The following is a 15,405-nucleotide window of genomic DNA, read 5'->3' as shown; positions in this document are numbered from 1 at the left end:
GGTTCCGTGTGATTCGTAAGAGAGAAGAAATCGCGCCTGAAAGGCAGGCGCAAGTCAGCCAATGTAGCGGCTGACCTGGCGATTGCCTAGTCCGGCATTACTCAGCGGCGCTGATGACCCGTGCCTGGGCGACCTGCGCCGGGGCGAAATGGCAGGTGAATGTGCTGCCATGGCCGGGCACGCTGCTGATCTCCATCCGCGCGCGGTGGCGCAGCAACACGTGTTTGACGATGGCCAGGCCCAGGCCCGTGCCGCCGGTGTTGGAGTTGCGGCTGGAGTCGACGCGGTAGAAGCGTTCGGTCAGGCGCGGCAGGTGTTTGCTGTCGATGCCGATCCCCGAATCCTGCACGCTCAGGTGCGCGCCCTGATCGTCGCCCCACCAGCGGATGCGGATATTGCCTTCGGCCGGGGTGTATTTGACGGCGTTGAACACCAGGTTGGAAAACGCGCTGCGCAGTTCCGCCTCGCTGCCCTTGAGCAGGATGCTGGTGTCGGCTTCCAGGGTGATGCGCTGATTCTTCGAGCCTGACAACTGCTGCGCATCGCTCTTGATCGACTGCAGCAGGGTGTCGATATGCACGGGCTGGTTATCCGACGGGTAATCGGTGGCTTCCAGTTTGGCCAGCAGCAGCAAGTCGTTGAGCAGGGTTTGCATGCGCCCGCCCTGTTGCTGCATCTGCTGCAGGGCGCGGCTCCAGCGCGGGTTCACTTCCTCGACGTTGTCGAGCAGGGTTTCCAGGTAGCCACAGATCACCGTCAGCGGGGTACGCAGCTCGTGGGAGACGTTGGCGATGAAGTCTTTGCGCATCTGTTCCAGCTGATGGATGCGCGTGACGTCGCGCACCAGCATCAAGTGTTCGTTGTTGCCGTAGCGCGTGAGGTACAGCTGGATGCGTACACGATCGTTGGTCGGCGAGGGGATTTCCAGCGGTTCGGCGTAGCTTTCCTGCTCGAAGTATTCCTTGAAGCGCGGATGGCGAACCAGGTTGGTCACCGGCTGGCCGCTGTCCTGCGGGGTCTTGAGGCCGAGCAGGGTTTCGGCGGCGCGGTTCCACCATTCCAGGTTGCCGTCGCTGTCGAGCATGATCACCGCGTCTTTCAGCGCGGCGGTAGACTCCTGAACGCGGTCGATCACCGCTTGCAGGCGTCCGCGTACCCGTTGGTCGCGGCGTTGCAGGTGGTAGATGCTGTCGAACACCTCGCCCCACAGGCCGTAGCCGTCGGGCGGTGCTTCATCGGGTTGGTGCAGGCGCAGCCATTCGTGCAGGCGCAGCAGTTGCTTGAGCGTCCAGGCCAGGTACAGGCCCAGTCCCGCCGCCAGACTCCAGCCGTAATAACCGGTGATCAGGCCGATCACCAGGCAGCCGGTGACCAGCAACAGCATGTGGCGAATCAGGGTGCCATGCCAGTTTTGGTTCACGGAAAATGCGGTCCTTGTCTACGGGGGGCTGGCGCTCGGCTCAGGCTTTGGTGGAGAACCGGTAGCCGGTGCCGCGCACGGTTTGTACCAGATTTTCGTAGGCGTCGCCGAGCGCCTTGCGCAGGCGTCGGATGTGCACGTCGACCGTGCGCTCTTCAACATAGACGTTGCCGCCCCAGACCTGGTCCAGCAACTGGCCACGAGTGTAGGCACGTTCCTGGTGGGTCATGAAGAATTGCAGCAGACGGTATTCGGTCGGGCCCATTTCGGCCGGACGGCCGTCGATGGTCACGCGGTGGCTGATCGGGTCGAGCAGCAGGCCGCCGACTTCGATCGGCGCTTCGCCATCGGTCGGGCCGGCGCGACGCAGCACAGCCTTGAGGCGTGCCACCAGTTCGCGTGGGGAAAACGGTTTGGTGATGTAGTCGTCGGCGCCGACTTCCAGACCCTGGATCTTGTTGTCTTCTTCGCCTTTGGCGGTGAGCATGATGATCGGGATGTCCCCGGTCAGCTCGTCACGCTTGAGGCGGCGGGCCAGCTCGATGCCGGAGGTGCCGGGCAGCATCCAGTCGAGCAGGATCAGGTCCGGTTTGCGGTCGACGATAATGGCGTGCGCCTGCTGCGAGTTCTCTGCCTCGAGGCAGTCATAGCCGGCCATTTCCAACGCAACGGCGATCATTTCGCGAATGGGCGCTTCGTCGTCGACGATCAGAATGCTCCTGCCAACCATGCCTTAATCCTCTTGTCATTTAACTGTCTTGCGCCGCATTAGATAACGGAATTATTGCAGTCGTGTGACAGTATTTTAGTCCAGCGGCGATTGTGCAGATCCTGAACTAAGCTCTAAGTCCGAATCCTGACAACCACAAAAGAAGGTTTCCATGACTCAAATGACTGCTTCCTTTAAGGCTTTGCTGATGGCTGCCGCCCTGACTCTTCCTGGACTGGCGATGGCGGCCGAGCCGGCCATGATGAAAGACGGCATGATGGTCGATCACAAAGGCATGACCGTTTATACGTTCGACAAGGACGCTGGCGGCAAGTCGATGTGCAACGGCGATTGCGCCAAGAACTGGCCACCGATGATGGCTCCGGCGGGCGCCAAGGCCGAAGGCAAATGGACGGTCATCAAACGTGATGACGGCATGATGCAATACGCCTACGACGGCAAGCCGTTGTACACATTCATGAAGGACGAGAAGCCTGGAGAGATGAAAGGCGATGGCATGAAGGACGTATGGCACGTGGTTCACGAGCACAAGTAAGCCATTGGCAGTGAGCTGGATCGCGGCCCGCAGGCATTGCCTCGGGCCGCGATGCTTTGAGGTCAGCGCAACGCGTAATCCAGCACGATCCCGACGAAAATCGCCAGTCCGGCCCAGTGGTTGTGCAAAAACGCCTTGAAGCACCGCATCCGGTCGCGATCACGGGTGTACCAGAACTCCCAGGCGTAGCACCCGGCCGCCACCAGCAGGCCGAGGTGGAACCACATTCCCAACTCGAACTTCGACCCGGCCAGCAACAGGCAGCCCAGCGACAGGGCCTGCAAGGTCAGGATGATCACCCGGTCCGCTTCGCCGAACAGGATCGCCGTGGATTTCACGCCGATCTTCAGGTCATCGTCGCGGTCGGTCATCGCGTAATAGGTGTCGTAACCCACCGTCCACAGCAGGTTGGCGATCCACAGCAGCCACGCGGTGGCCGGCAGCTCACCGGTTTCGGCGGTGAACGCCATCGGCATCCCCCAGGAGAATGCCGCGCCCAGCACCACTTGCGGGTAATAGGTGTAGCGCTTCATGAACGGGTAGGTGAACGCCAGCGCCAGGCCACCCAGCGACAACCAGATCGTCGCGGCGTTGGTGCACAGCACCAGCAGGAAACTCACGCCCATCAGCAGGGCGAAGAATACCAGCGCCTCTTTCGAACTGATCCGGCCGGCGGCCAGCGGGCGTTCGGCAGTGCGCTTCACATGGCCGTCGACCTTGCGGTCGGCCCAGTCATTGATCACGCACCCGCCGGCGCGGGTCAGTACCACGCCGAGGACGAAAATCACGATGTTGGCCAGCGACGGCGAGCCTTTGCCGGCAATCCACAGGGCCCAGAGCGTCGGCCACAGCAGCAGGTAAATGCCGATCGGCTTGTCCATCCGGGTCAACTGAATGAAATCCCAGGCACGCGGGTTCAGGCGATTCAGGGATTTGAGCAGGCTTTGATACATCAGCAGTTCTCCGGACGGGTGCGGACGGCTTCCCACAGCGTAGGCAGGAAAATCTCCGCCACCAGTACGCTCAATGCACCACGGTCGAAACGCGAGCGGCGGCCCCACAGTCCGGGAGCCCGGGAATCCTCGGGCAGCCAGTGTTCCGGGTAATGGCAGACTTCGATGGCGCGCCGCTGGAACGCGTGATCGCAGAACAGCAGTTCGCCCAGCGAGCGGCTGCCCAACTCATCCATATGCAATCCATCGCCCTGCAAGGCACTGCGCGACGCCACGCTGCGGGCGAACACCCAGGCCTCGCCATGCCCGCGCAGATACACCTCGCGCACCCAGCCTTCGCTGCCTTCGGCCAGCTCCAGCGCCGCGCATTCGTCGTCGCGCAGGGTCTGCCAGCCTTCGAACAGCGGCGTGACGCTGAAGCCGTCATCGGACAGGCGGGTCAGGCGGCGGGTCAGGGAGCCTTCGTCGAACAGCCAGTCGAGCGTGGACGTGTCGGGGAGGGGGTTCAGGTGGCTTTGCAGGCGCCACAGCGGGGCGTTTTTGAGTTGCACAATGAGTCATTATTGGCAGCAAATGAGGCGGCGAGCTTACCATGGCGAACCGCGAGTTTGATTGATCCGGGCCGCCATTGCGCCGAACAGGCTTGCATCTGGCCGGTACGATCAGTACAAAACGCCCTGAGCCGGACGGCAGCGCTGCACCATCGACCGTCCGCGCCGGCTAAAGCCTGAACCCTGAGGAAGTACCTGAATGAAGAAGTGGCAATGTGTGGTCTGCGGCCTGATCTATAACGAAGCCGATGGCTGGCCGGACGACGGCATCGCGCCGGGCACCCTGTGGCAGGACGTGCCGGAAGACTGGCTGTGCCCGGACTGCGGTGTCGGCAAGATGGACTTCGAAATGATCGAAATCAACTGAGAACCCACAAGGAGTAAGGCATGAGCGCACCTGTCGTAATCGTCGGCACCGGGCTGGCGGGTTACAACCTGGCCCGCGAGTTTCGCAAACTCGATGGCGAAACCCCGCTGCTGTTGATTACCGCCGATGACGGTCGTTCCTACTCCAAGCCGATGCTCTCCACCGGCTTTGGCAAGAACAAGGACGCCGACGGCCTGAGCATGGCCGAACCTGGCGCCATGGCCGAGCAATTGAAGGCCGAGATTCGCACGCACACCCGCATCAGCGGTATCGACGCGGGCCACAAGCGGTTGTGGATCGGTGAGGAAGCGGTGAGCTATCGCGACCTGATCCTCGCCTGGGGCGCCGAAACCGTGCGTGTGCCGATTGAAGGCGATGGCGCGGATCTTGTGTTCCCGATCAACGATCTCGAAGACTACGCACGGTTTCGCGCGGCGGCGGCGGGCAAGCGTCGGGTGTTGCTGCTCGGTGCCGGCCTGATCGGCTGTGAGTTCGCCAACGACCTGATCCTCGGCGGTTATGAGGTACAACTGGTTGCGCCGTGCGAGCAAGTGATGCCGACCCTGCTGCACCCGGCCGCAGCGGCAGCGGTGCAGGCCGGGCTGGAAAGCCTCGGTGCGCGTTTCCACCTCGGCCCGGTGCTGACCCGACTGCAAAAAGTCGCCGATGGACTGGAAGCCCACCTGTCCGACGGCCAGGTTGTCCCTTGCGATGTGGTGGTGTCGGCCATCGGTCTGCGCCCACGGATCGATCTGGCGGCAGCCGCCGGTATCCAGACCAATCGCGGCGTGATGGTCGACCGCCATCTGCAAACCTCTCACGCCAACATTTACGCCTTGGGCGACTGCGCCGAAGTCGACGGGCTGAATCTTTTGTACGTAATGCCCCTCATGAGTTGTGCGCGAGCGCTGGCACAGACCCTGGCCGGCAACCCGACGGCGGTCAACTACGGACCGATGCCGATCACGGTTAAAACGCCGGTCTGCCCGCTGGTGGTTTCGCCGCCGCCACGGGGCCGCGAAGGCGTCTGGACGGTCGAAGGGCAGGGCGGCGACGTCAAGGCGCTGTGTCACGACGCAGAAGGGCAATTGCTCGGTTATGCACTGACGGGCGCGGCGGTGATGGAAAAACTCGCGCTGAACAAACAGCTTCCGGCCTTGCTGGCGTAAATACTGGTCGTTCTGTCGGAATCACCCCGCTTTTGCCCCCACAAAGGTCGCGGGGAGACTGGCGCCGCCCTTAACCGCGTGCCATCCTCACTCCCGTCTGCCGCAGAGTAGAGCCTGCGGCGCCTTGGGCGCTGTTCCAACGAGAACAGCACGGACATAACAACAAAAAACCGACTCAAAGGGGCTTCACTAATGCGTAAACCAGAACTCGCCGCTGCAATCGCTGAAAAAGCGGATCTGACCAAAGAGCAGGCCAACCGCGTTCTCAACGCCGTCCTCGAAGAAATCACCGGCGCCCTGCATCGCAAGGACAGCGTCACGCTGGTGGGCTTCGGCACCTTCCTGCAACGCCATCGCGGTGCCCGCACCGGCAAAAACCCGCAAACCGGTGAGCCGGTGAAGATCAAGGCCAGCAACACCGTTGCGTTCAAGCCAGGCAAATCGTTGAAAGACAGCGTCAATCCATAATTGCGGCGCACTCCCTGAGTAACGGGGGAGAACCGTAATGAAAAAATGGGCACACCGATTGCGGTCGGGTGCCCATTTTTTGTGCCTGTAGCAATTGCACGGCTCAGACCGAGAAAAAGTACCGGGTCAGGTGAAAGAAAATCGGTGCGGCGAAGCAGATCGAGTCCATCCGGTCGAGCATCCCGCCGTGGCCCTTGATCATCGTGCCCCAATCTTTCGCGCTCAGGCTGCGCTTGATCGCGGACATGACCAGGCCGCCGAGGAAACCCATCACCACAATGACCAGCGACATCAGCAGCGATTGCCAGAAGCTGAACGGCGTCATCCAGAACATGCAGCCACCGATCAGCGTGGCGGAGAGCCCGCCACCGACCAGCCCCTCTACGGTTTTCGACGGGCTCACCAGCGGCGCCACCTTGCGTTTACCGAAGAGCTTGCCGAACACGTACTGCAGCACGTCACTCATCTGCACCACGAACACCAGGTAGAACAGCAGCAGTGCGTTCTGGCCCTGGAATCCCTGCAGATCCAGCAACAACAGCGCGGGCGCATGGCTGATGCAGTAGATGCAGATCATCACGCCCCACTGAATCTTCGCCGTGCGCTCCAGAAAACCCTCGGTGTCCTGGCTCAGCACGGCAATCGCCGGCAGCAGCAGGAAGGCGTACACCGGTACCAGCAGGGTGAACATCGAATACCAATGAGTGCCGATCAGCAGGTATTGCAGCGGGATCAGAATGAAAAACGCCGAAAACAGCGCGTTATGATCACCACGCGCCGTGGGCGTCAGCGTGATGAACTCACGCAGTGCAAACAGTGAAATGAAACCGAACAACACCACCGTCGCATTGGGGCCGAGCAGCCAGGACACGAAGAAAATAATGACCATCCCCCACCAGGCATTTACACGCTGGTTGAGGTTTTCGATGGTTGCGATCGAGCTTTCGCTTTGTGCGCGTCTGGCCAGTACGCCGCCAATCAGCGAAGCCACCGCCAGCAACCCGGCGATTGCCGCGAAGAACCACAGGAACTTGGTTTCCAGACTCATTTCGACAACCTCACGATGGCGTCACGCGCCCGCTCCAGGAACACCTGTTTCTCCTCGCCTGCAATCCGTTGCAGCGGGTCGCCGATGCGGATCGTGCAAATGATCGGCAAAGGTACGTGTTTGCCTTTTGGCATCGAGCGATGCAGGTTTTCCAGGTAGATCGGCACCAGATCGACCTCGGGGAAGGTCTCGGCCAAACGGAAGATTCCGGATTTGAACTCACCGGGCAACGCCTGCGTCGAGCGGGTGCCTTCGGGGAAGATGATGATCGAATGACCGGCGCGCACCACGTCGAAGATCGGTTCCAGCACGTTGACGCCCGGCGCCGGATTGCGTTCGATCAGCACCGCATTCAGGCCTTTCTGCGAGATGTACGACAGGAAGCGGTTCTTGCCCCAGTAGTCGGCGGCGGCCACCGGCTTCACGTTCACCCGGGCTTCCGGAGGCAGCGCGGCGATGATCGCCAGGGTGTCCATGTGGCTGGTGTGGTTGGCGAAATAGATGCGCTGGCGCGAGAGATCCGGCGGGCTTTCCCAGCGGGCGGTCACGCCGATCAAGAAGCGCAGCACCGAAATCAGTGCATTACTGATCCACATGGGTGTTCCCCTTCAGTTGTCTGGCGATGGCCAGGGTTCGCGTTACGCAGGTGGCGACGGAGCCAAGGGCGATGATCACCAGCGCGATCAGCAAAGCGTAGTGCGTCGCGTAGTAACTGGTTTCGAACACGTTCAACACCAAGGCCACCGTCATCACGGCCATCCGGTGCTGCTTGGCCATCGGCCCCATGAAGCTTTGCGTGAGCCCAAGTGAACCGCCGAAGACCCGGACATACGCCGTCAACGCGGCGGCCAGCGCGGCAAACCAGCCAAGATCGGACTGCCCGATGGCAAAACCCAGCCCGACGATCAGCAGGCTGTCCGCCACCCGATCCGGAAACTCGTTGTACAGGCTGCCAATGGCCGACTGCTTGCCGCCTTCGATCGCCACCATCCCGTCGAACAGATTGCACAACAGCCGCAACTGAATGCCGACGATGCACAGGATCGAACCGGCCACGCCGTTATCGATGTTCAGCGTCACGGCACCGAACAGCGCGAAAACCATGCTGACGACGGAAATCTGGTTGGGGGAAATATCCCGCTTGACCAGCACGTCCGTGAAGCGCCGCGCCCAACCCGCCGAGCGGGTCTTGATGGGCCTTCTGTTTTCATCCATTTGCCAATGTCCGTATCAGTGATGAGTTGCAGTGAGTTGTATTGTGGTCGCTGGCGGTAGACGGTGCCTGACAATCGGGTGGTCACCAGGAGTCGTAGGGGATGCCGTATTTTTCTATGTAGGCCTTGGATTCTTCATAGAGCTGCCTGTGTCTTCCGTTGGTCTTGCCACCATAGGGACCTTTGGGATCGATCTTGCCCTGGACCCGCATGACTTCGGTCGACAAAAGACACTGGCCGCCCAGCCAGACCTTGGCGATGCCGCCTGGCGCGAGGCCGATGACCATCATATTTCGGTAATCCGTGATCCACTTGCCGTCAGCCCGACAGAAAACTCTCTCACCCTTGAGCATGATCTGGCGCACTGAGTCCGGGATTTTTATGAAGGCTTTGTAAGTCTGTGGTTCGGCCATAGACTGCCAGCGGACGAAGACCAGATAGGGCAGCGCGGCCCCCGTGACACGTCGACCTTTGCCTACCGGATGTTCCGGCCATCCTGGTGCCTGCCCACGGAAAGTGGTGGGCACGCCTTTGCTGTACGGTCGAGGATAGGCAAAGGCTGGAACTCCTCCGGCTGCGTCCAGAAACACGCGTTTGTTGACGTCCACGACGTCAGCATTTTCGATCCAGGCCTCCATGTAGTCGGGTGTGAAAAACCTGAGCATCCAGCCGTCATAAGGCAGCGATCTTGTACCACCGGATGTGCAGCCGCCCAGCAACACAATGAATATCAATGCAAAGCCAATCTTGAGCATGTACGAGTTCTCACGCATTGGGGTGCACCACACGAACAGACTGATCGGCGGGGCGGTTGATAAACAGGATGCTCAGCCCGGTTTCGTTGAGTCCCTTCGCAGCATTCCAGTTGGATGACAGATGAATGTAGCGTTGAGCGAGTAGCGCATGCTCGTTCAGGCTCAGATCGAGACTGCGGGATTCACCCAGCGCAAACGTCATCATTTTTCGAGCGATACCCATGAGCTCTTCCGGTAACGGGTAACTCTGAGATTCTTGGCTAATCGTTTCGAACTCGACCCCGTGCCGGCTCGCCAGCTCCCGCATGATTCGCAGGTAAATCAGGGACAGGTCATTGCGCACGACTCGTTCGCTGTAGACCGCCGCATACACATTCTTTGATTTGCGCCGATCGCCCTTGACGTTGCTGACCGTTTCCACCGCCCAGGTTTTGACTTGAAGCGTCAGCCCATAGAGATGCAGTTGGTCCTGAAGCCTGCCGAGTTCTTGCTCGGCCAATCGATAAGCATTGGTCGACGACGAGGGGGTATCAAAATCCACGTCGCGACTGCAGCGCGGCTTGCTCAGCAGTACCCGTTCAACAAGATTCGGTAAGTACCCGCCGCCCAAGTCGGAGTGGACGCCCGGCAACACAATGTCGGCGCTTCCACCGCTGTTGAGCGAAAAGTTGTGGCGGCGTTCGTCCCGGGCAACCAGGTGCACAACTTTCTTTGCAATGTCCGGCGCCAGATACAGATTGACTCCGGGGTTGTTGGCGTCATGGACGCTGAAATCGCCGTCAGCCATGCTTCCTATGGCGGCAGCGGTGTCGAAGATGCCGATGAAGTTGATGCTGACATCGATGTTGGCCCGCCAGGAGAAGCTCTCAAGGAACAGTGACGAGCCCGCGGGAAGTAATTGCGCCAGCGGGCTTTGCTCGCCTTTCATTACTTCATTGGCGAAGTGTCTCGCAGCAGCGGCACCGCGGCTGAAGCCGAAGATGTCGAACTGAACGGATTCCACTTTCAAGGTCGGGTTTGCCAGCTCAAAAACGCGAATCCCGGCAATGATGCTCGCTGGGCTTTGCTTGACTCTCGCCAATACACCTTGTGCACCTGTGCCGGTCATTTGCGAAAACACCGAGTCGTCCTCATTGGCACTCGTACCTATGCCATCAAAGTAAATCGGTAGGTGCCAGATGGTTTCTTCTTCTGCCAGTCGCCGTCCTTGGTCATCGCGATACAACCTATACAACTTCGCCACATTGCTAGTGTCATTCCCATAACTGCTATCCGGCACATTGCCCTGCCCGTCATACCCATGCGTCTGGCAGAACTGTCGAATGTCCTCGGCTTCCTCTTCAAGATTTACATCCCGCGCATAGCAACCTTTCACCTGCTCGCTGTTGAACAGATTGTTCCCCGTCCCATCGAAAAACACGCCGATCCGCAACGTAATCCCGGCAGGCTTTTCATCCTCCAACTCGACTTCTTCTTCCTCTTCTTCGAGTTCGCCGTTCTCCGGAGCTTGAGTAGAGGCAGCCGCCTGTCCAGCGGCCAGGGCCGCCGCCATTTCGGCCGCTGGAAGTTCAGCTGCTTTACCTGCGGATAACTTTCCCCCCGTCACAATCTCGGTACTGCTGTGGATCCCGCCCTCATCGATCACGATGTGATGACCGCCCGCGTTCAGCGTGATGCAGGCGCCCGCATCCAGTACCACGCTGGCGCCGGCCTTGATCTGCACCTGTTGGCCCGCCTCGACGGCGATGATTTTTCCGGCAGTCGTCTGGCTGCTGCCCTGGATGTTTTCCCATCGATCCCGCCCAACCTCCAGCCGACTGTCATGGAGAATCTGCCGCTCCATGTCACGTTGGGCGCGCAGATAAACCAGTTCCTGGCCGGCACGGTCTTCAAGCGTCAGTTCGTTGTAGCCGCCGGTGTCGGGTGAGCTGCGACTGCGCAGCACGGTTCGGGTCTTGTGCTCGGGCAGCTTGTAAGGCGCGGGCGTGACCCTGTTGATCACGCAGCCGGTAATCAGCGGATGGTCGGGGTCGCCCTCCAGAAAGGTCACCACCACTTCCATCCCAACACGGGGAGGGGTGACGGCACCGAAGCCGTTTCCAGCCCAGCTCGACGACACGCGTACCCAGCAACTGCTGCGTTCGCTGTTCAATTCGGCCCGGTCCCAGGGGAATTCGATCTTCACGCGACCGAATTCATCGCAGTAGATCTCTTCACCTTTTGGCCCGGTCACCCGCGCGGTCTGGCTCACCAGCGGTGGCCGGTGTGCAGGCAGAGGCGGGCGGAAAACCACATCGGCAGGAATGGCGCGGAAGCTGTTGCGGTATCCCTGGGTGAAACCGTCGGTGGGCTTGAGTTCGTTGGTGGCCGATTCCTCCAGCACTTGAGGTTGTCGCCCGGTGTGGGTGACTTCAAGCAACTGCCAAAGGCCGTTGCATTGCTTGCGGGTGTGTTCGGTCAGCTCGAACAGGTAACCACAGCGCAGGGTCGGCTGGTTGCTCTGGCCCTCGGCCGTTTCATAGTCGGCGCGATGGCGCTCCAGGGCCTGACGGGCAAGTTGTTTGCCGCTCTTTTCGTTCTCCATCGCTAATGGGTAGCGATAGTCTTCAAGTCGCGGCGTGAACCCGGCGCTGAAGCGGCTTTCCAGCAAGAGATGCGGGCGTTTCAGATCGTAATCGCGGCGTGTGACATGACTGGTGCGTGTTCGGGCGTGCAGCGAAAACCGGCTGACCACCGGGTGCTCGGGCACCATCCCACAATCCTGCCGATAGGGAGTCGCACGCAGAGTTGGCAGGAACACCGTGTCATCGGTGAACACCAGCAGATGCCTCTCGACCGAGTGTTGGTGATGCCACGCAATACCTTCTTCGGCGCACAACCGCTGGATGAACTCGAAATCGGTTTCACCGTACTGGGTGCAATGCGCACGTGGTGGCAAGGTCTGGACATGGAACCTGAACGCATCGGCAAGGATGCCGTGCCGTTTGAGCACTTGCGTGATGATCTGCGGGACAGTCTGGTTCTGGAAAATCCGTTGGTCGTGACTGAACTGCAAATAGTGAAGCTCTGGAACCAGTGTCAGGCCATAGTGCGACAGTCGCTTTTCCGACTCACCGGCCTGCACATTCTCGATGCGCCCATGAATACCTTCGCCGTCCAGCCCGAATCGAAGGAACGCCGGCTGCCCCAGCAAACTTTCCACGTCGAAGTCAGGGACCTCGCTGACGAGTTCAACCTTGATGGCATAAAGCGTGCTGACGGCCTCGGAGCCTTCGAGAGCTAGTACCTTGAGGTCGTTGCGAACGGCGGGGATCTGCAGCGTAAAGCGCGCAGAACTGACAGCTCCAGACATACGCTTGTCCTTAAGCCGAGAGGGAAATTTGGCGTGATGTCAAAACCCTCCCTGGTCTGCGCACGCGAACATTGCCCGGCACGCTAACAAGGCATGAAACAAATTTATGTAAGAAGAGTCCCTGGTTTAAGTCGGAGTATTCCGTGTTGTAAAACAACCTCAGGGTTGTGGGAAATGCCTGTGGGAAAGTGATTCCAGGCGATAAAGAACCCGCGCGATAATCCTGTCTGTGCAGGTATTCCAACAATATTCAACATATGAATTGCCATCAATTTGATGGCACTTTTATTGTCCGCAGTTGTCGCCATTCATTTGTTAATAGATGAGGGTGTATTTTCGGAAGCGTCCTACTTCAAATTTTTTCCGGTTTTGTCATGCTTTCATCCGTATTTATGGAACGGGCGTGCCATCACTGTTGCTGGCTTTCGCTGGGCGCTCTAGATCAATGCTTACGGGGTTGGAGGCAGAAAATGTGAAATATAAACCGATATCGGGGAAACCCCTGTCACATATAGGGCGATCTCCTACACACCCCAATGAACAGTTCGTCTTGTTGTTTAATCGGATGCTTGCTAGTGGCCATCATTGTGATTACGATGCGCGCACTTGAAAGAGCACACACTCAATTGGATGAGTCTTCTCACTGCTCTTCGATACTGTCCCCGCGCCGCAGCAACTCCAATAGGCGCACGACCGTAATCCAAATAAAGGCCATGGATGTCCTACTCAAGCAAACTTTCCGCCCATTACCTCGAACTCGCTAAAGTCTCTGTTTCCAAAGAGAATTTCGCGGGTGAAGACGTTCGTTTTTCGAGCGAATTCGAGGCCCTGGAAAGCGAGCTGGCCAAAGCCTCGTCGATGCACGAAAGCGGGCAGATCGACTGGCTGAAAATCCGCGAAAACAGCGAAAACCTGCTGCGTACCCAATCCAAGGATTTGCGCGTTGGGGCCTGGCTCGCCTGGTCGTTGTACCAGCGTGAATCCTTCCCCGGGCTGCTCGCCGGCCTCGGTTTGCTGCACCACTTGTCGGAAAATAATTGGGCCGAGGTCCATCCGCTCAAACCCCGCACCCGGGCTGCTGCCATCGGCTGGTTGGTGCCGCGTCTGGAGCAGGTGATCACCGAGAACATCGCGATCAAGGAACAGTTGCCGATGTTCCGGCAGTTGTCCGAGCATCTGTCCGGTCTCGATGCGGCCTGTACCGAACATCTGGGCGATGATGCGCCGCTGCTGCTGCCGCTCTCCCGCCGCCTGAAAACCATGATCCAGCGCGCCGCCGACAATCAGCCGGCCCCCGGTGTTGTGGGCGCGGCGGTGGCGCAGGTCAAACAGGCCGCCAGCCAGTTGCTGGCGCCCGGCGCGCCGATCGACAACGAGAAAGAAGCCCACAAGGCCCTGCGTGCCCAGCAGGAAAGCGCCCGTCCGTTGTGCGCCTGGTGGCTCAAGCAGAAGGCTACCGACCTGCGCGCCCTGCGCCTCAACCGCACCTTGCTGTGGATGACGATCGACGCGGTGCCCGAGCGCAACGCCGAGCAGATCACCATGCTGCGCGGGTTGCCGGTCGACAAGCTCAAGCAGTATCAGGACCGTTTCGACCAGGGCAAATACGCCGACCTGCTGGTGGAACTGGAGGCGAGCCTGGCGAAGGCGCCGTTCTGGTTCGATGGCCAACGAATGGTCTGGGAATGCCTCCAGAACCTCAACGCCGAGCTCGCCATGCGCGAAGTGGAAATCCACTTCGCGCTTTTGGTTCAGCGCCTGCCCGGCATCATCGAGCTGCGATTCCATGACGGCGCACCGTTCGCCGATCCGTCCACCCGGGCGTGGATCGCCGGCAACGTCATGCCGCACCTGCAAAGCGCCAGCGCGCCGCGCAAGGTCGAGTCCGATGACGTCCAGACTCAGCCGGCCTGGGAAAAGGCGCTGGAAGAAGTCCAGCCGATCCTGCGCAAGGAAGGCCTCAAGCCTGCCGTGCAGATCCTCAAGCAGGGTCTGCAATCGGCTCACGGCGGCCGCGAGCGCTTCTTCTGGCAGTTCGCCCTCGCGCGGCTGTGCTTCCTGGCCAAGAAATACGAACTCGCCAAGAACCAGCTCGAAACCCTCGATCAGACATTACAGGACTCAGGCCTGCACGCCTGGGAGCCCGATCTTGCATTGGAAGTGCTGCACCTGCTGCACAGTTGCTGCGAGTTGTTACCGCAGAACCATGCAGTGCGTGAACGCAAGGAAGAGATTTATCGCAGGCTGTGCCACCTCGATCTCGAAGTGGTACTCGAATAGGCCCCAGGGCCACAACCGCAAGGAGAAAAGCCATGGCCAAAGAAGGCTCGGTAGCCCCCAAGGAACGCATCAACGTCACCTTCAAACCCGCCACCGGCGGTGCTCAGGAAGAGATTGAACTGCCGCTGAAGCTGCTGGCAATCGGTGACTACACCCACCGCAAGGACGATCGCAAGATCGAGGATCGCAAGCCGATCAGCATCGACAAGATGACCTTCGACGAAGTGCTGGCCAAGCAAGAGCTGCAGCTGACACTGAGCGTACCGAACCGTCTGCAGGAAGATGGCGAAGCTGACGAACTGGCCGTGCAACTGCGCGTCAATTCGATGAAGGACTTCAACCCGGCCAGCCTGGTCGAGCAAGTGCCCGAGCTGAAAAAGCTGATGGAACTGCGCGACGCGCTGGTGGCCCTCAAAGGCCCGCTGGGTAACGCACCTGCGTTCCGTAAAGCCATCGAAGGCGTGCTCGCCGACGATGAATCCCGCGGTCGCGTACTCGGTGAGCTGGGCCTGAACGCCGCAGCCCCGGACGCCTGAGACTCCAGCAGCCAAGGAAGCCAACAC

General features: G+C 59.9%; 15 protein-coding genes. 6 read left to right on the top strand and 9 right to left on the bottom strand.

Going from position 1 to position 15,405, the window contains the following annotated elements:
• Positions 1-97: 97 nt before the first annotated feature.
• Both phoR and phoB read right to left on the bottom strand, forming a co-directional pair.
• Positions 98-1,384, bottom strand: coding sequence for a phosphate regulon sensor histidine kinase PhoR (gene phoR, locus AC07N4_RS17690; RefSeq protein WP_218887987.1), 1,287 nt, complete (start codon positions 1,382-1,384; stop codon positions 98-100).
• Between the two features lie 76 nt (positions 1,385-1,460).
• Positions 1,461-2,150, bottom strand: coding sequence for a phosphate regulon transcriptional regulator PhoB (phoB, locus tag AC07N4_RS17685; protein WP_003229608.1), 690 nt, complete (start codon positions 2,148-2,150; stop codon positions 1,461-1,463).
• Between the two features lie 151 nt (positions 2,151-2,301).
• Between phoB and AC07N4_RS17680 the strand changes: the two genes are divergently transcribed.
• Entirely contained in the window at positions 2,302-2,685 is a 384-nt protein-coding gene (locus AC07N4_RS17680; protein ID WP_096817176.1) for a COG4315 family predicted lipoprotein, read from the top strand.
• A 62-nt stretch (positions 2,686-2,747) separates the two neighbouring features.
• On the opposite strand, the gene ubiA is transcribed toward AC07N4_RS17680, so the two are convergent.
• The gene (ubiA, locus tag AC07N4_RS17675) at positions 2,748-3,638 is read right to left on the bottom strand and encodes a 4-hydroxybenzoate octaprenyltransferase (protein ID WP_096817178.1); all 891 of its coding nucleotides are present in this window, start codon (positions 3,636-3,638) and stop codon (positions 2,748-2,750) included.
• Positions 3,638-4,189 carry a chorismate--pyruvate lyase family protein gene (locus tag AC07N4_RS17670; protein ID WP_102620665.1) on the bottom strand — a complete coding sequence of 184 codons (552 nt, stop codon included), beginning with the start codon at positions 4,187-4,189 and terminating at the stop codon, positions 3,638-3,640. The genes ubiA and AC07N4_RS17670 overlap by 1 nt, the downstream gene beginning before the upstream one ends.
• Positions 4,190-4,388: 199 nt before the next feature.
• Here AC07N4_RS17670 and AC07N4_RS17665 point away from each other — a divergent pair, with 199 nt between their 5' ends.
• The 3 genes from AC07N4_RS17665 to AC07N4_RS17655 all read left to right on the top strand — a co-directional run bounded on the left by AC07N4_RS17665 (position 4,389) and on the right by AC07N4_RS17655 (position 6,193).
• Positions 4,389-4,556 carry a rubredoxin gene (locus AC07N4_RS17665; RefSeq protein WP_007954349.1) on the top strand — a complete coding sequence of 56 codons (168 nt, stop codon included), beginning with the start codon at positions 4,389-4,391 and terminating at the stop codon, positions 4,554-4,556.
• Positions 4,557-4,576: 20 nt separating this feature from the next.
• The gene (locus tag AC07N4_RS17660; protein ID WP_102620666.1) at positions 4,577-5,725 is read left to right on the top strand and encodes an NAD(P)/FAD-dependent oxidoreductase; all 1,149 of its coding nucleotides are present in this window, start codon (positions 4,577-4,579) and stop codon (positions 5,723-5,725) included.
• 192 nt (positions 5,726-5,917) lie between these two features.
• A complete protein-coding gene (locus tag AC07N4_RS17655) occupies positions 5,918-6,193 on the top strand; it encodes an HU family DNA-binding protein (RefSeq protein ID WP_003213368.1) in 276 nt (91 codons plus the stop codon).
• A 103-nt stretch (positions 6,194-6,296) separates the two neighbouring features.
• On the opposite strand, the gene AC07N4_RS17650 is transcribed toward AC07N4_RS17655, so the two are convergent.
• The 5 genes from AC07N4_RS17650 to tssI form a co-directional block, all read right to left on the bottom strand.
• Positions 6,297-7,241, bottom strand: coding sequence for a phosphatidate cytidylyltransferase (locus tag AC07N4_RS17650; RefSeq protein WP_273535694.1), 945 nt, complete (start codon positions 7,239-7,241; stop codon positions 6,297-6,299).
• On the bottom strand, positions 7,238-7,837 hold the full coding sequence (locus AC07N4_RS17645; RefSeq protein WP_102620668.1) for a lysophospholipid acyltransferase family protein: 600 nt from the start codon (positions 7,835-7,837) through the stop codon (positions 7,238-7,240). The genes AC07N4_RS17650 and AC07N4_RS17645 overlap by 4 nt, the downstream gene beginning before the upstream one ends.
• On the bottom strand, positions 7,824-8,456 hold the full coding sequence (locus AC07N4_RS17640; RefSeq protein WP_493065600.1) for a CDP-alcohol phosphatidyltransferase family protein: 633 nt from the start codon (positions 8,454-8,456) through the stop codon (positions 7,824-7,826). Before AC07N4_RS17640 ends, AC07N4_RS17645 begins: the two co-directional genes overlap by 14 nt.
• 82 nt (positions 8,457-8,538) lie before the next feature.
• Positions 8,539-9,228 carry a DUF2931 family protein gene (locus AC07N4_RS17635; RefSeq protein ID WP_102620670.1) on the bottom strand — a complete coding sequence of 230 codons (690 nt, stop codon included), beginning with the start codon at positions 9,226-9,228 and terminating at the stop codon, positions 8,539-8,541.
• The gene (gene tssI / locus AC07N4_RS17630) at positions 9,221-12,562 is read right to left on the bottom strand and encodes a type VI secretion system tip protein TssI/VgrG (RefSeq protein WP_493065601.1); all 3,342 of its coding nucleotides are present in this window, start codon (positions 12,560-12,562) and stop codon (positions 9,221-9,223) included. Before tssI ends, AC07N4_RS17635 begins: the two co-directional genes overlap by 8 nt.
• 717 nt (positions 12,563-13,279) lie before the next feature.
• Here tssI and tssA point away from each other — a divergent pair.
• Both tssA and tssB read left to right on the top strand, forming a co-directional pair.
• On the top strand, positions 13,280-14,842 hold the full coding sequence (gene tssA, locus AC07N4_RS17625; protein WP_102620672.1) for a type VI secretion system protein TssA: 1,563 nt from the start codon (positions 13,280-13,282) through the stop codon (positions 14,840-14,842).
• Positions 14,843-14,874: 32 nt separating this feature from the next.
• Positions 14,875-15,378: a type VI secretion system contractile sheath small subunit gene (gene tssB, locus AC07N4_RS17620; protein ID WP_096817191.1), complete on the top strand. Its 504-nt coding sequence runs from the start codon at positions 14,875-14,877 to the stop codon at positions 15,376-15,378.
• Positions 15,379-15,405 lie beyond the last annotated feature (27 nt).

This window comes from Pseudomonas sp. GW821-FHT09E04 (assembly GCF_059416185.1).
The sequence above is the reverse complement of the archived record's forward strand: the minus strand, read 5'-3'. Positions and strand labels throughout refer to the sequence as shown.

What these genes read in the sequence shown, in the direction of transcription:
- phoR (WP_218887987.1), bottom strand. Translation starts at nt 1,384, where the DNA reads ATGCTGTTGCTGGTCACCGGCTGCCTGGTGATCGGCCTGATCACCGGT.
- phoB (WP_003229608.1), bottom strand. Translation starts at nt 2,150, where the DNA reads ATGGTTGGCAGGAGCATTCTGATCGTCGACGACGAAGCGCCCATTCGC.
- AC07N4_RS17680 (WP_096817176.1), top strand. Translation starts at nt 2,302, where the DNA reads ATGACTCAAATGACTGCTTCCTTTAAGGCTTTGCTGATGGCTGCCGCC.
- ubiA (WP_096817178.1), bottom strand. Translation starts at nt 3,638, where the DNA reads ATGTATCAAAGCCTGCTCAAATCCCTGAATCGCCTGAACCCGCGTGCC.
- AC07N4_RS17665 (WP_007954349.1), top strand. Translation starts at nt 4,389, where the DNA reads ATGAAGAAGTGGCAATGTGTGGTCTGCGGCCTGATCTATAACGAAGCC.
- AC07N4_RS17660 (WP_102620666.1), top strand. Translation starts at nt 4,577, where the DNA reads ATGAGCGCACCTGTCGTAATCGTCGGCACCGGGCTGGCGGGTTACAAC.
- AC07N4_RS17655 (WP_003213368.1), top strand. Translation starts at nt 5,918, where the DNA reads ATGCGTAAACCAGAACTCGCCGCTGCAATCGCTGAAAAAGCGGATCTG.
- AC07N4_RS17650 (WP_273535694.1), bottom strand. Translation starts at nt 7,241, where the DNA reads ATGAGTCTGGAAACCAAGTTCCTGTGGTTCTTCGCGGCAATCGCCGGG.
- AC07N4_RS17645 (WP_102620668.1), bottom strand. Translation starts at nt 7,837, where the DNA reads ATGTGGATCAGTAATGCACTGATTTCGGTGCTGCGCTTCTTGATCGGC.
- AC07N4_RS17640 (WP_493065600.1), bottom strand. Translation starts at nt 8,456, where the DNA reads ATGGATGAAAACAGAAGGCCCATCAAGACCCGCTCGGCGGGTTGGGCG.
- AC07N4_RS17635 (WP_102620670.1), bottom strand. Translation starts at nt 9,228, where the DNA reads ATGCGTGAGAACTCGTACATGCTCAAGATTGGCTTTGCATTGATATTC.
- tssI (WP_493065601.1), bottom strand. Translation starts at nt 12,562, where the DNA reads ATGTCTGGAGCTGTCAGTTCTGCGCGCTTTACGCTGCAGATCCCCGCC.
- tssA (WP_102620672.1), top strand. Translation starts at nt 13,280, where the DNA reads ATGTCCTACTCAAGCAAACTTTCCGCCCATTACCTCGAACTCGCTAAA.
- tssB (WP_096817191.1), top strand. Translation starts at nt 14,875, where the DNA reads ATGGCCAAAGAAGGCTCGGTAGCCCCCAAGGAACGCATCAACGTCACC.